The 13,493-nt window shown below is 52.9% G+C and carries 11 protein-coding genes and 1 pseudogene; 6 read left to right on the forward strand and 6 right to left on the reverse strand.

Translation table 11 applies throughout. The annotated features are described in order from the left end of the window. Window positions 1–28: 28 nt before the first annotated feature. Both ACFIO0_RS03470 and ACFIO0_RS03475 read left to right on the forward strand, forming a co-directional pair. Window positions 29–355 carry a conjugal transfer protein TraD gene (locus ACFIO0_RS03470; RefSeq protein ID WP_390913623.1) on the forward strand — a complete coding sequence of 109 codons (327 nt, stop codon included), beginning with the start codon at window positions 29–31 and terminating at the stop codon, window positions 353–355. A gap of 1 nt (window position 356) precedes the next feature. Further along, window positions 357–602 (forward strand): conjugal transfer protein TraD, encoded by a 246-nt coding sequence (locus ACFIO0_RS03475; RefSeq protein ID WP_390913625.1) that lies wholly within the window; start codon window positions 357–359, stop codon window positions 600–602. A gap of 29 nt (window positions 603–631) precedes the next feature. Here ACFIO0_RS03475 and ACFIO0_RS03480 read toward each other — a convergent pair whose 3' ends face one another. From ACFIO0_RS03480 to ACFIO0_RS03490, 3 genes are all read right to left on the reverse strand, one after another. Beyond that, window positions 632–1,804: an integrase arm-type DNA-binding domain-containing protein gene (locus tag ACFIO0_RS03480; protein WP_390915278.1), complete on the reverse strand. Its 1,173-nt coding sequence runs from the start codon at window positions 1,802–1,804 to the stop codon at window positions 632–634. A 640-nt stretch (window positions 1,805–2,444) separates the two neighbouring features. Then, on the reverse strand, window positions 2,445–5,522 hold the full coding sequence (locus ACFIO0_RS03485; protein ID WP_390913627.1) for a type ISP restriction/modification enzyme: 3,078 nt from the start codon (window positions 5,520–5,522) through the stop codon (window positions 2,445–2,447). A gap of 215 nt (window positions 5,523–5,737) precedes the next feature. Continuing rightward, window positions 5,738–6,697, reverse strand: coding sequence for a hypothetical protein (locus ACFIO0_RS03490; RefSeq protein WP_390913629.1), 960 nt, complete (start codon window positions 6,695–6,697; stop codon window positions 5,738–5,740). Window positions 6,698–6,759: 62 nt separating this feature from the next. On the opposite strand from ACFIO0_RS03490, the pseudogene ACFIO0_RS03495 reads away from it, so the two are divergent. Beyond that, window positions 6,760–7,161 (forward strand): annotated as a pseudogene (locus ACFIO0_RS03495) (IS3 family transposase); the annotation flags it as partial. A 260-nt stretch (window positions 7,162–7,421) separates the two neighbouring features. Here ACFIO0_RS03495 and ACFIO0_RS03500 read toward each other — a convergent pair. Continuing rightward, on the reverse strand, window positions 7,422–7,865 hold the full coding sequence (locus tag ACFIO0_RS03500) for a DUF3592 domain-containing protein (RefSeq protein WP_390913631.1): 444 nt from the start codon (window positions 7,863–7,865) through the stop codon (window positions 7,422–7,424). A gap of 416 nt (window positions 7,866–8,281) precedes the next feature. Then, window positions 8,282–8,509 carry a tail fiber protein gene (locus tag ACFIO0_RS03505; protein WP_390913633.1) on the reverse strand — a complete coding sequence of 76 codons (228 nt, stop codon included), beginning with the start codon at window positions 8,507–8,509 and terminating at the stop codon, window positions 8,282–8,284. Between the two features lie 416 nt (window positions 8,510–8,925). On the opposite strand from ACFIO0_RS03505, the gene ACFIO0_RS03510 reads away from it, so the two are divergent. The 3 genes from ACFIO0_RS03510 to ACFIO0_RS03520 all read left to right on the forward strand — a co-directional run bounded on the left by ACFIO0_RS03510 (window position 8,926) and on the right by ACFIO0_RS03520 (window position 12,699). Continuing rightward, window positions 8,926–10,680 (forward strand): hypothetical protein, encoded by a 1,755-nt coding sequence (locus tag ACFIO0_RS03510; RefSeq protein WP_390913635.1) that lies wholly within the window; start codon window positions 8,926–8,928, stop codon window positions 10,678–10,680. Between the two features lie 254 nt (window positions 10,681–10,934). Continuing rightward, a complete protein-coding gene (locus tag ACFIO0_RS03515) occupies window positions 10,935–11,996 on the forward strand; it encodes a hypothetical protein (protein WP_390913637.1) in 1,062 nt (353 codons plus the stop codon). Between the two features lie 34 nt (window positions 11,997–12,030). Beyond that, window positions 12,031–12,699, forward strand: a complete 669-nt coding sequence (locus ACFIO0_RS03520) for a hypothetical protein (protein WP_390913639.1) — start codon at window positions 12,031–12,033, stop codon at window positions 12,697–12,699. 459 nt (window positions 12,700–13,158) lie between these two features. On the opposite strand, the gene ACFIO0_RS03525 is transcribed toward ACFIO0_RS03520, so the two are convergent. Then, on the reverse strand, window positions 13,159–13,422 hold the full coding sequence (locus tag ACFIO0_RS03525; RefSeq protein ID WP_390913640.1) for a hypothetical protein: 264 nt from the start codon (window positions 13,420–13,422) through the stop codon (window positions 13,159–13,161). Window positions 13,423–13,493 lie beyond the last annotated feature (71 nt).

The following is a 13,493-nucleotide window of genomic DNA, read 5'->3' on the forward strand; positions in this document are numbered from 1 at the left end:
TCTGCATCAAAACGTTATGGAGGATGCAATGCGCAAACCACGGGATTACGACGCGGAATTGAAGGCGCTGGAGCTGAAGACGAAAGAGCTGAAAACCCGCAAGGTGCAACAGCTTGGCGAGCTCGTCGTCGCCACTGGAGCCGATGCATTCAGTGCAGAGGAACTCGCCGGTGCGTTGATCGTGCTGGCCGAGACAACTGATACTGCAAAAAGGGAGGCTTGGTCAAAACGCGGGGCTGCGTTCTTTCAGCGCCGGTCGCGGAAACCTGCAAAAACAGCTGACCGCGACGCAAAAAGCGCTGCGGCGCAATCTGGCGGCGCGCCATCGGCATCAGGCCGCCCGGGCGCGGCATGACATGCGCAACTGGCAGGTCGAACGCCGCAAACGCACACGGCATCTGATCGAATTGGGTGGACTCGTCGTCAAAGCAGGGATTGTAGACCTCACCGGCGATGACCGCGCTATGATTTACGGCGCGCTGCTCTGGATGGCAGAAAAGCTCAAGGGCGAACAAGGCGATCATGCACGAGTAGTTTGGGCCGAGAAGGGGAGGAAAGCGTTCGAAGACGCTCAGAAAAGAGATGGGCCCTTGGGCCGGTAGTGGTCCAGAAGTCAGCGGCCAGCGACATGTTAGGGGCATTGCCCCGTGCAAATCTTTGCCCACCTCTCCATCAATGGCCGCCTCTGATCCAGGAAGTCGGTCTTGCGATAAGTCCGTACGACCTTGCTGTCTGAGACATGTGCCAGCACCATCTCGGCGACCTCATGTGACGCGTCCGTCTGGTCTGCGAGCCAAGTGCGCAGGCTTGTTCTGAAGCCATGCGGGCGGGCCTCAAGCTCCCTGCGTTCCATCAGCCGCGCCATGGTTGCGTCACTGATGACGCCCTTGCGGACAGAGGGAAACAGATACCCGTCGCGCTCGTAGGGACGGGCGAGCTCGATAACACGTTGTGCCTCTTCGCTGAGAGGGACGCGGAAGTCCTCCGCCGCGCCGAGGCGTGCCTTCATGTTGTTCGCGGGCACGGTCCAGATATCGCCGTCGATTTCTTCCAGCCGCGTAAACCGCACGGGCCGCGAGCGAAGCCCTGTAAGGATGAGCAGTCGCAGCGCGAGATGCGTGATCGTTGGCTCCTCAATGGAGGCGTAGAACGCAGGCACGTCCTCCCATGGCATGCTTGGGATCGACGTCACCTGATGCCGTTGCCGACCCAAGAGCTGCTTCGCCTTGGCGACCGCCTGCAAATCGACATCGAGGCCCAGAGCGGCTGCGTGATCCAGAACGATCTTGAGGCGATTGGCGGCCTTCGAGGCAGTTGCAGCCTTGGCATGCCAGATCGGGGCCAAGGCGTCCCGGATATCGCTTTGGGTGATCTCGGTGACGGGCATGCGTCCAAGTTTGGGCAACACGTGATGTTCCAACGGGCTATACCATCGTCCCGCAGTCCCGTCCCCCTTAAGGTCGGCCTTGCGGCTCTCGAAGGCGTCCAACGCGACTTCCCTTAGGAGGTGGCGGTTGCGCATGGCGTCTTGGCGTTGCCTGCGCCGATGCTCAATGGGGTCCTTGCCTTTTGCGACCATAGTTCGATACTCGGAGGCGACGTCGCGAGCATCCTTCAGGGAGAGAGCCTTCAGGCCGCCGAGACCCATTTCTCGGCGTCGCCCGTAAAGGGTATAGCGGAAGACCCATTGACCGCCGCCATCCTTGCGCTTGATCAGGCGCAGCCCATCGCCATCCTCATGCTTGCCGGGTGGCGCGGATTTGATGAAAAGGGCTGTTAGGTTCCCCAAGGTTATATCCCCCAGATTATCCCCCACAGAATATGGGATTTGCTGCGACGTCGCAAGTTTCCCTGAGAGCATTGGGTCAGGAAAATCCATTTTTTCCAAACAGATATGGCATTACATCGGGCCTGCTGAGACTGGAATGCCATGCGGTGTGGGGGCACCATTTACCTAATAAAATCAGCACCTTAAGGGGTGCTGCGTTGCGATAATATTTTGGGCGAAAAATCCGGAAGCTTATCGGAAGCCGATTGATCTTGCCAAATTTCTGTATCGTGGGAATCACATTGTGAAATTTTTGCAGAATATCAGTTGACGGTTATTGGTGGACGCCGTGAGTGCGGATTACCCAAACACAGATGCTAGGCCAGTAGCTGCACCGATCACTGCGGCAAGTGCGCCGATCCAAACCAGAATGTTTTGCATGGATGCTCTGCGCCTAGATTTTCGATCTTGAGCTGAAAGCCATTGTTCCACAAAAGGACGTTTGGGCGTCACGCGTTGGCCGTTGACTGATACAGTCGCAAACGACACAAAAACATTGTCACCCAACCGTACCCCGCCATTGCAAAGCCGCATGCGGACAGTTTCCGGACCCATATCATTCAATAGCCTGTTCCACGCTTTGACGTATTCAACGGGCGGGGTGGGGGCGGTGACGTTAGCCATCTGCTGTGTCTTCAGTTGTGGCACGATTGGCGGCGCGCATGGCTTCGGTGACCTCTATCGTTTCGACACTGACGCGGGTGACGCGCACCAGCAGGTCGATCACCTGGTCTTTGTAATCGGCAAAGCGGTAGGTGTTGAATTTTTCGCGGATCGTGGGATCGCGGGGCGTCTTTTCTTTGTATTGATCGAGGATCCATTCAAGGCCGGAGCGGTTGCCAAGTTTGTAATCCCAGCACTGGGGCGGGATGCCCGACAGAGTGGTAACACTGTCCAGCGTGATGGTGCCTGCGTCTTTGTCGGCCTTTAGCGCCACTTTGGGGGACAGGCCTGCCTTGGTGGCTTTTTCGTCCTCGATATCGTTGCGTTTCAATTTCCACGGTTTGACGGTTTCATAGCCGATGTGAAGGTCCAGCAAGCGTTGCCCCCAATCTCGCCATTGGTGGAAATCGGGATAAAACGGGATGCGAGGGAATTCGCGTTTCAGGTTGATCGCGTAGGTGTCGCGGTAGATGGGGTCGTGCAGGACGGCGTAAACATAGGCAAAGATGTCATCCTTGGTGATTTTCGCTGCCTTGCCGTAGTGTTTGGTGAATTTATTGAGCGCCCAATCGGTGATGTTGTCGATACGTTGGCCATTCTCGCCATGAAAGAAACAAGGAAGCAGATTGTTTTTTTCAACCGCTTCATAGTCACGTGCTGACTCTCCAGCCAAGACTTGAAATGGTTTGGCCGCTGATGTGCCGCTAATGGAAAAATAGGGTGTATTTGTGTTGCCATTGCCGCCAAATAGTTTGACGTGTTCTTCATAGAAAATGTCATTCATTGGCTTGGACCAGATGAATGCACGTGTCACGAATGGTCGCCACATCGAAGTAGTAATTAGTGGACGGGATGTTAACTTCACTTTACCGCGCCATTTGTTCTTTAGATCACGCGACCATTTTATACGTCCGTCGAAGTTTTCGGATTTTTGGGCGTCATAAATTTCGCGAAAATAATCATACTTTTGACTGAGGGTTTTCTTATCAAAAGAGTAACTCCATTCGTCTCTGTTTGTCTTAATTCCACTCACATATCGTTTAAATATCGCCCGCTCCTGCGATTTCACCTTTGCCGCCTTGGTCTTCTTATCCGCGACAGGCAGCAGATCATCCCAGTCATTTACGGTCTGGTTGATCCAGTTGGCTTTGTCGTCTGGCGTCACCACCTCGTACTTTGCATCCGACGCTTTCACGGCACTCAGCCACGACAGTTTGTCGTCCGCCGTCTCCAACTCTGGCCGCCGCACATAGTGAATTTTGCAATCGCGTTTTTTGCGTTTGCCCAGTTGCTTGCGCACAAAGAATGAAATCGCCACGCCCGTCTGGATGCCAAAGACGTTGTTCTTGGTTCCTGATAATTTAGGATTGGCGCGCACGTCACCGCCCAGATCGACCAGATAAATCTCGTCAAACTCCTCCGCTACATATTTGCGGAACCCGTCAAAGGTGCGACTGTCGATAAAACTGCGGTTGGTGACAAAGGCAATCACCCCGTCATCGTGCAAACGGTCCGACGCCCAGCGGAAAAACCGCGCATACATGTCGTAGACTTTGGTTTTCTGCGCCGTGGACATTTTCACAAAACTGCGTTTTATCAGGTCGTCAATGTGGGGGTAGGTGCGGTTTTTGTTGTTGTCGTTCTCGTTTTGCTGGTTGGCATTGTAGGGCGGGTTGCCGATCACCACGGAAATCTTGCGTTTGTTCTGGCGTTTCACCCGCGCGACGTTTTCATCCGACACGGACGCGAACATATCAAACTGGTGCCCCGATTTGATACCCAAGCCGCCAATGTTGTCCAGCGTGTCCACAAAACACAAGTTCGGGTATTCCGCATATTGACCCGATACCGCTTGATAGGTCGCTTCGATATTCAAGTTCGCCACGTAGTATGGCAGGATTGCGACCTCATTCGCGTGCAGTTCTTCGGTGTATTTATGCCTCAGCTTTTCGGGTTGCCCCCGAAAGTACTCGATCAGCTCGCAAATATAGGTGCCAGTGCCTGTTGCGGGGTCAAGGATTTCGACGCCTTCATCAATCAGCCGTTTGTCAAAGTGTTTGTCGGTCAGCCAGTCGGCCCCTTCGATCATGAATTTGACGATTTCATTGGGGGTATAGACCACGCCCAGACGGTCGGCAGCGTCGGGGTTATAGACCTTGTAAAAGTTCTCGTAGATCACCTTGAGAAAGGTCTGCTTTTCCGTGTGGCTCGTGATTTGCGCGGCGTTGGCGTTGATTGCCGCGTAGTAGGGTTGCAGCGCCTTGAGAGTGGATTTCTTGACCTGTCCGGTAAAGAACGCCCCTTCAAGTTCATACAGCAGCTTGGCGACGTTGTTATCGCGGTGAAAATCTGCCTCGTCAAATACGCGAGCAAAGATTTCTTCCGTCAGGATGTGCTGGATCAGCATTTCGCGTACATCATCGCGCCCCAGCGTCGGGTTGATGGTTTCGCGGGCGTGGTCGAGGAATTTCTTGGCAGCGGGTTTGAACGTAGCGTTGCTTTTGTATGCAGTGTCGATCTTGTCGCGCAGGGCGTCCAGCACCGCAGGTAAGTCGGTTTTGAATTGTTCCACAGCACTGCGGAATTGCGCAATTTCGGGCCGTTGGTAACCAAAGAACAGGTTTAGAAGTTGTTCCAGCCCGTCGGTGTCTGTCATGTCGCAGCGGAAAATTTCATTGCGATCTTGCCAAAGGACGGCGGTTTTCGAGTCCTCGAAAATGATATTGTCTTGGGGGTAGCCTGTGCGCAGTTTTGCGTCGATTTCCGCATCCAGATCATCGTCGGTGTCTTTGGCTTCCCAATATCCCAGTGGCACACGCACATCGTGCAGGATTGCGCCATCTGGCCTGATGGGTTTCTTGAGGCTGGATTGCATCGGGTATTGGTTGATGAACGTCAGATTGTCGGACTTGGCCCACGCCTTGAGCAGGTCTTTGAATGCTTCGCTAATGACGCCTTCGGTAAGGGAGCCGCTGACTTTGCGGTATTCGTCCAAGTCAGCAAGATATCTGTTTATTAAGCGTTGGCTCATCATTCACCCCATACGTGCAAGTTCTTTGTATGGAGGCGTTGTGGGATGGTCTAGGCTGATTAAACAGATAGTTGATTTGAAGTTAGGCGCACTTCAGACGCCGTTGTGGGAAAAACCGGACATTTCCGATGTATTGGTGGAAAACCATGTCCGTAAAAGGAACGTAAAAGCACCCAATAGCATAGTAAAAACCATGCAATGTGTGCTTTTACATACTATTTGGTACCTTTTGTCCCATTCAGAAAAACATACCGATCTTTTGCGTCATTTAGTTGTTTTTCCGTCTTTGTCATATTGCTCATTGCCAGACATTTCAGGTCATTTCCGGTCTTGTCGAAGAAATCGCCAATTCCCTCAATGTCCACACCATTCAACGCGGCCAGTGAGATACTGGTTCCCAAAATGTTGCGGATAAGAACGGAAATGTGTGTTTCTTTGTGGATCTCTTTTATCGGGTTTGGATCAGCCCCACTGTGCATTTCCAGTAAGTCATCGTTCATTTCAGCAATCACCTTTGCCCAAATCAGATGGTTCGGCCAACGGCTACGATTGGGGTCACTGTTGGGGGCGGTGTAGCGCACGGTTTCGCCCGTTTGTCGGACAAGATCGCCAAATAGATCGAACAACTGCCCCCATGTGCGGATGCCCCATGTGTCCTTTAGGTAGTCTTTGCCCGCCCGAAATTCGACCCGCCATACACGGCTTATGTCCGGCTGTGTGGCGTCGATGAAATGATCCGCGTTCTCTACATAAGGTAACGTAACGGGGGAGGCGTCAGGCCCACTCTCCCTACGTACTGTTACATAACGTAGGGGCGGCAGGTTTTGCTTACGTAACGTATCGTTCCAGATCGCCCACCAATAGGTTTTGGAGCGCGCAATCACTTCGGCGCGTTTGTCGTACACAATGACTTGGCGGTTTGGCATTTTGCCCAAGGTGACGGATGTGGTGCGCCCTGACTTGCCGTTCACGGCTTTGTCCGTGTCGGTGATGTAATCACGCCGACCGGTGCCACTGTGCATGACAAAATGTTCCGGTTGTAACGTGAACGACGGTGCAAACACATCAACGCAGAAATCGACGCGGGCGATACTGACGTCATCGGCTTGGAAGCGGATACCCCAAGCGGCCAGCGTGTCCTCAACATGCGCCTTGGCACGGCCTAGTCCATACAACGCGAGGTGCCTTGAGCCGATATTGATGCGGACGCCCCATGGGTCTTTGGGGTGAGGGCGCTTGGTCCATGCAATCGCGCATGACGACAGATCTCGCTCTTCAGGCTCTGTTAGCTGCTGTTTGGCGGCGCAAACCAAAGACCAAGGTGATGATCCATTCTGATCAAGGATCGCAGTTCACGGGCAAAGAGTGGCAATCGTTCCTGGACAAACACAATCTGGATGCCAGCATGAGCAGACGTGGGAACTGCCATGACAATGCGGTGGCTGAAAGCTTCTTCCAGCTTTTGAAACGGGAACGCGTCAGGCGGCGGACATATGTCACACGCGACGCAGCAAGACAGGACGTGTTCGACTACATCGAGATGTTCTACAACCCGACCCGCAAGCACACCAACAACGGCATGCTGTCGCCAGTTGACTATGAAACAGAACAAAGAAAAATGAACAAGGCAGGCGTCTAGGAAACTAGGGGCACCTCAAAACGAACCGTCGCCATACTTCGGTTCATTTGCGCATACCGATACCTATCGGTGAAGCAAGTGGCGACGATGGTGGGTGTGCGTTCATACTCATTTGCACTTACTATGACGACTTCAGTCGTTACAATCTTTCTATGGAAAGGGTGGAAAATTCCAATGTTTCAAGGTTGGCTTGTCTTGGTGCCAAACCTCAACTGAACTTGGGAATCGTTTGAGAGAAGACAGGACGCAAGCGTTACACGTCAGAAGCGATCGAAAATTAGCATATAAGCGCCAGTTCCAAGGAAAACGGTCGCAAATGCTAAAATGACGCCACCCATGATGAAATGACCTGGTCCCGGATAGCGGACTGCGGTTCGATCATTTGGGTTTGCCAAAACTTCATCTTGTCGCCCGATCGGATAATTCCAGTTCGTCGCCCCCGCGGCCGTCTCTCCTTGATATTTCACGCCGTCCGACCCTTTATACTCATAAGTCGGGTAGTAGGTATATCTGCTCGGCATATCATCTGTGCCCGACGTGTATTCCTGTCTGATGGAAACGATGGTGCCCATGACACGCTCGGCGCCTTTGCTGAACTTCAAAGCGGTTCTAATCACGGTCACACCCGCCCAAAGCAAAAGCAAAGGCACGATCACAAACACCACGAATATGATGAGCTTCACCCAAATCGGTAGGTCTTCCATTGTGGGTCCATTCCTATTGTTTTTGCCGAGATATTCTCGTCTATCAGAAAAGGCATAGGGTCCGTGGCCAGCACAAGCAATTGTCCCTTAGCAGGACTTGTTCTTAGGACCTCGACTATTCCAGCCTACCGGAATTGGTCGCCAGAACCGCACGCTAGCACGGTGCTGGCTGACAAGATACGCTGTTCTTTTCTGGATGCTTAAGTGCCAGTCAATGTATCAACAATCGCGGTTGATCAAACTGCCGTCCGGCGCTGTTGTATTGCACGCCGTTGCATGTTCCAAATTACGGGATTCTAACCATTCCGCGTCAGTCATAACCGCTCTGGTCAGGAGCGCGATGAACAAGCCTTGGGGCCCCATTTTCACAACTTTAGTGTAACGCCTTGCACAACCATTTTTTGCGCAGCGGATTGTTATGACGGCGAAGGGTACTCTCCTGTCATGGCAATGCACCAGACCGTTCCCGGCACTCCTTCGAATATCTCGTACATGTCCGGCAACGCAAAATGGTCCCGTCCGTTTCCACCGTAATTATTGCTGATAACTGAGAACAAACTCTCATTGCCGGTTATACTGACGATGCTTCCATCGCTTCCATCCGCTTTTTGGAACCCAGACGGGCAGGTTGAACCATTCATCATTACGATTTCACCTAAGTATTGGGGCCATTAGAGCCAGTGTTGGACGTTGCGTCACACCAGCGAAGTGGCAATTTCCACGTTCCCCAAGGGTCGACTTCCTGAAAGCGTCGCAGCTCGATGTCGCTGCGCAATCTATACCCAGCAGGGCAGTCGCTGAATGCATCAGGCAGGGACAGCATCAGATTGGCAGCGCGCGGGTCGGCGCCGCTTGTTGCTTGGGAAACATCAGTTCCAAAAGCACTAATGCACCAAACCACGCCGCAGTGCAGCTTCCTCGAAGCAGACATTCAATCCCTGAAGAGTATTTCTATTAGTTCGACATCCACACAGGACAAAACGAACCCTCAGCGCAACGGCTCTTGGCACATTTTATCTTCACCATGACAACCGTTTAACAATACACTAAACGTGCATAGATGGATCAAGTTGCAATAGACAGCGCTTCAACAGAAGACCTTTTGAACGTCGTATACGATGTCTCAGCCGACCCTGCTTCTTTCCAAACCCTAACTACTGCGTTCGAACAATGGATCTGGCCGAAAATCGAGGACTCAGACAACACGGATCTGGAAAATTACTTTGCGTCGCATTTTGAAAGAGCCGAGGGCATTCTGGCCCATATCTCTTCGCACATGCCAGACACACAATTATCCGAACACCTCGATCAAACCGGCGCGCTTTCGAATACAAACGTTTTGCTATTCGATGATCAATTAAAAATTGTCTCAGGCTCTGGTGCCGCTCAACAATCGTTTTCGTTGAAACCGGGTGATCTGATTTCCGATTTGCCGATCCTACCAGAGGACATCCCGCCATTGTTGCAGCACGCCAACAAGCTATTGGCTCAAGGTCAGGATACACAATCGTTCCTGCGGGTTAGACATCAAGATGGTCAGCGACTGATCATTCTCCAAATCCGAGTCGTATCTCATGAAGATCGCACTTTTTTGGCTGCCGTGTCCTCGAACGTGCATTGGCCAAACGAATATCAGGAATGGTTGCACAGGGCCTACGGCCTAACTTCTGCCGAATGCGAAATTGTTCGATTGATCGTGGATTGCCAAAACATAACGGAAATCGCGCACAGTCGTGGACGTTCCGAAGGCACCATCCGCAATCAAGTCAAAAGTATTTTCGCCAAGACCGGATCGCGCAATCAGGCGGAGTTGGTTCGGCTGGCGATGTCCATCATGCAAGTGGCTGCCTTCGATGATGACAAGGCTATTTACAGCGCGTTGCAACGCAAATCCGCGCCAACCAGCCTTCCCCATGTACCTGTAAACAGCGTTACCGGCCCAGACGGGCGCAATCTGGACTATCTGATCCTTGGTGACCCGGAAGGTGCACCAGTCATCTATCTGCAAACCGAACTTGGCCTCACACGGCTACCGCAATTTGTCGAAGACAACGCCCGCAGGCGTGGGATGCGGGTTATCTCGCCCATCCGCGCAGGGTTTGGAAACTCTGACCCTGTGCCGAAGAACGCCAGCTTTTCAAAACAGGTTGCGCAGGATTTGCTTACCGTAATGGACCATGAAGGCATCACTTCCCTTCCGGTCATTTCTATAGCCGCCGACAATGCCTTTCCCGCCTATATGCACATTTTGCGCCCTGGCTCGGTGAAGGCCATCATCGCCACTAGCGGCTGTTTTCCATTCGAAAATGACGATCAAGCCGCGCGGCAACATGCGACACATAGGCTGATGCATTCGACCGCCCGCTATTTCCCGCGTTTGCTGCCCTTTGTCGCTAAGGCCAGCTTCGCTTTCATTCGCAAAACGGGCAAAGAGGTGATGATCAAGCTGATCTTCAAAAACGCGCCACATGATTTGAAGTTGTTCGAAAACCCCGACGTGCGCGCCGCGGTTCTTGAGGGCAGCGATGTTGGTTTGTCAGATCAACACAGCGCGCATGAAGCTTTTATATTGCAATGCCTATCTTACCATGATCCAGAACAATTGACCCTTTTGCCTCGGTTAAAAGCGGACGGCGTGCCCTATCATTCTTTAAATGGATTGAAAGATCCGTCCATGCACGCTGATACAGTTGCCGAAAATCAGGAAAGGCACGCTTGGATCGATTTTCATATTTACCCAGAGGCGGGTCAGTGGTTATTTTTCCAGCATCCGGATGATGTGTTTGATTTGGTTGAACGCTTTCTGGTGAAATGAGAAGGCGGAATTTTTTGATCTAACTCTACCAAGAGCAACGTCAAACATCCGTCCAAAAGCGCCGATCACCTGAAACTGCGTTCTAAGAAGTGTCCGCATAAAGTTAAAGAAATCGCGTTTTATGTCCCATATGGGATATAGACACAGCCCGACATTACACGTCTCCTTTGCGTATAAGCGAAATCAGGTGATCTTGGCATCAAGTGGCATGCCACTTGGGGAATGTTGATTTGGAAGTTATTAATTTGTCCGATTTGAATACAGTTAAACTCATTGCAGACCTCCGGCTAAAAATTAGGGATCTGTACGGCGATGATCTCAATGCGTTCAACGCCGTCGTCTGGCCTGACTACGCTGGGAAATCCGCCGCCTCCGACCAGATCGAGGCGTCTTACGATACCGCGATGGACTTGGTGGACAGTCTTGAAAAGGATGCCCCGTCAAATCCCGCCGCGATGCCCGCGTGGGAGGCGAACCGCGTAACCATTGCTGCCGCCATCGACTTCATCATGATCGACGCGGTGGCCCCACATATGCGGGCCGGAAAACTGGTGGGCCTTCGCGGCGCAGCCAAACAGCGGGCGACAGATATCGATCAGCTCAGCGGCCTTTCGGAGTCTAAGATCTATGACGCGGTCACGGAATTTGTGGCTAAGGCCCACGACGCGGCAGAGGCCCTTAGAGATATCGCTGCACGCCCTCGGGCCTATACCGATCTGGCGGGCCATCTCGCGGTTGAGATGTCGACGCTTGGCACAAAGGGCGGCTTTGCGACATTGGATGACATGATGGTCTACGGTCAGGACGAAATTGACGACGTCCTGACTGCGATGAAAGCCAGCAAGTTCTGGGGCGAGGGTGGGAAAATAGCGACGTTCTTCGGGCGCATCGCGAAATACCTGGGCCCTGCCGTGACAGCTCTTGCCGTTGTGGGCGTCGTTATTGCATCCATCGCGCAAAGCGAACATTGGGGCGAGGTGCTGGCCAAGGGTGCGGCGGCTCTGGGCATTGGCCTCGCTGTCGGCGCTGTCGTTGGATCGGCCACCGTTCAGGCTGGGATCGGGACTGCGCTGGCGACGATATTCGCCGCCGCAGGCGTCACCGGAGAGGTTCCGCCAGTGGCCATCGCCATCGCGGCAGCAGGCCTTGTGATTGCGGTCACTTACGCCGCGGTCGAATCCTTCAACTTCCTCTTCGACCTGATATTCAACCTTACTGGCGACACGTCCGCCATGGCCCGCCTTATGGCCGCCCCGATGTCTCGCTCCATGGGTTTGCCAATGGCAAGATCCATGGCGCGAGGCATGGCTGGATAAACGATTTTACCAACAACTATAGACAGGAAAAACCATGAGATACGGAACAGCAATTGATCGCGAACAATTCATCGGATCCTACCTAAAAAGAGAATTCGGCATCCGGGACCCTAATGATACAAAGCCGGAACAGTTGCTTGCTGCCAACCAAGCCATGGCAAAGCAGGCGATGAATCAACAAAGCGATTCCGAACAAGCTGCCTCCGAAAAAGTCTATGGGATGGCAAAGGATTATGGCAACGGCATTGCGATCATGATGATGATCTATAATGGCTCCGACAACCCGCTGAACTACCGCAGCATCTGGGGCGCCAGCGGGGCTAAGCCCTACAAGAACGAGCCGGACGCGCGGATTGATCCGGGTCAATGGTCAGTCTTTCTTTGGGGCGGAGCCGGTTGGGGGCGCGGTGCCATTGGCTCACTCTTCTACAATATAGACGGCCACGACGAGCCTTGTGTCTGGCAAATTTCGGTAAGCGCCGGAGAGGCCGAGAACTGTAGAATATGGACGCAACCTTGGTTCGCCAATGTCATGAGAAACCACCAGGGCCATCTCACCGAAATGGCATCAAACTCCTCCCATGGAAAAACGAGGATGACTAAAGATCTGGGCTATATCCGCGCTTTTGGTGAGACCTCACAGGGCAGGGCACCCTTAATGAAGTTTGTTATCACCCGCAGCGACATCGGTCACTTCGAGTAAGGTGAGAAGTTTTTGGGGGCGGCGCATTTACCGCCTCCAGACTGCGCATTCACAGATCGCCAGTGTGTTTACCATGTCATCACTTTGCACCTTTATTGGAACTTTCAATTAAAACTGACCCACGCACACCCAAGGTCCGGTCGGCAAAGGACACTAGATCCCCATGCCAGCAACAAGGCTGTCATGGGAAAGCTCTGGGCGGTGTTCGAAGAAGCAGCCAAGTTCAACTGGGTTAGCTAACCGAGATACGAGCGAGGTATATTTTGCATATCGCTCCCAACAGCAGACATTCGAACGCGTTGCAGCATTGGTCAAAGTGGGCTCAGAGCCGCCTTGCGGCGGTGCAGAAAAATTCGCGGTTCACGGTTGTTTGAATGTCGGCTCTCGCGGTTATGCCTGAATCGAAAACGGGGCTTACCATGCCGATGTGATACGCGAGTAACTCCGGGAAACGGATTCTTACGCATCATAGACGCCTAGTCGAATATCAAATGGGTTGAGCGGCGGCACCTCGCCGTCGCCCCCGTCCGCGAAAGGGGCCGCTGATAACACTTCATCAAGGTCCACATGGCGATACCGCTTGACTGTACCTATCATACGCGGCGGCTTAATTGCGCCCGCGTCCACAAGTTTATCAAGCGTGGTAGTGCAAACGCCAATGTATGAGGCGGCGGCAATACGGGACAAGGCGGCGGTGTGATCGTGGGCGGTAAGCTTTTTCATTCTGCGTCCGTCTCAATCTTTGCCATAACCTCGTCAAAGACCAGATGATATTGCAGGATCACCACGCCGGG

This window comes from Pseudosulfitobacter sp. SM2401 (assembly GCF_042932805.1).
Taxonomy (GTDB): domain Bacteria; phylum Pseudomonadota; class Alphaproteobacteria; order Rhodobacterales; family Rhodobacteraceae; genus Ascidiaceihabitans.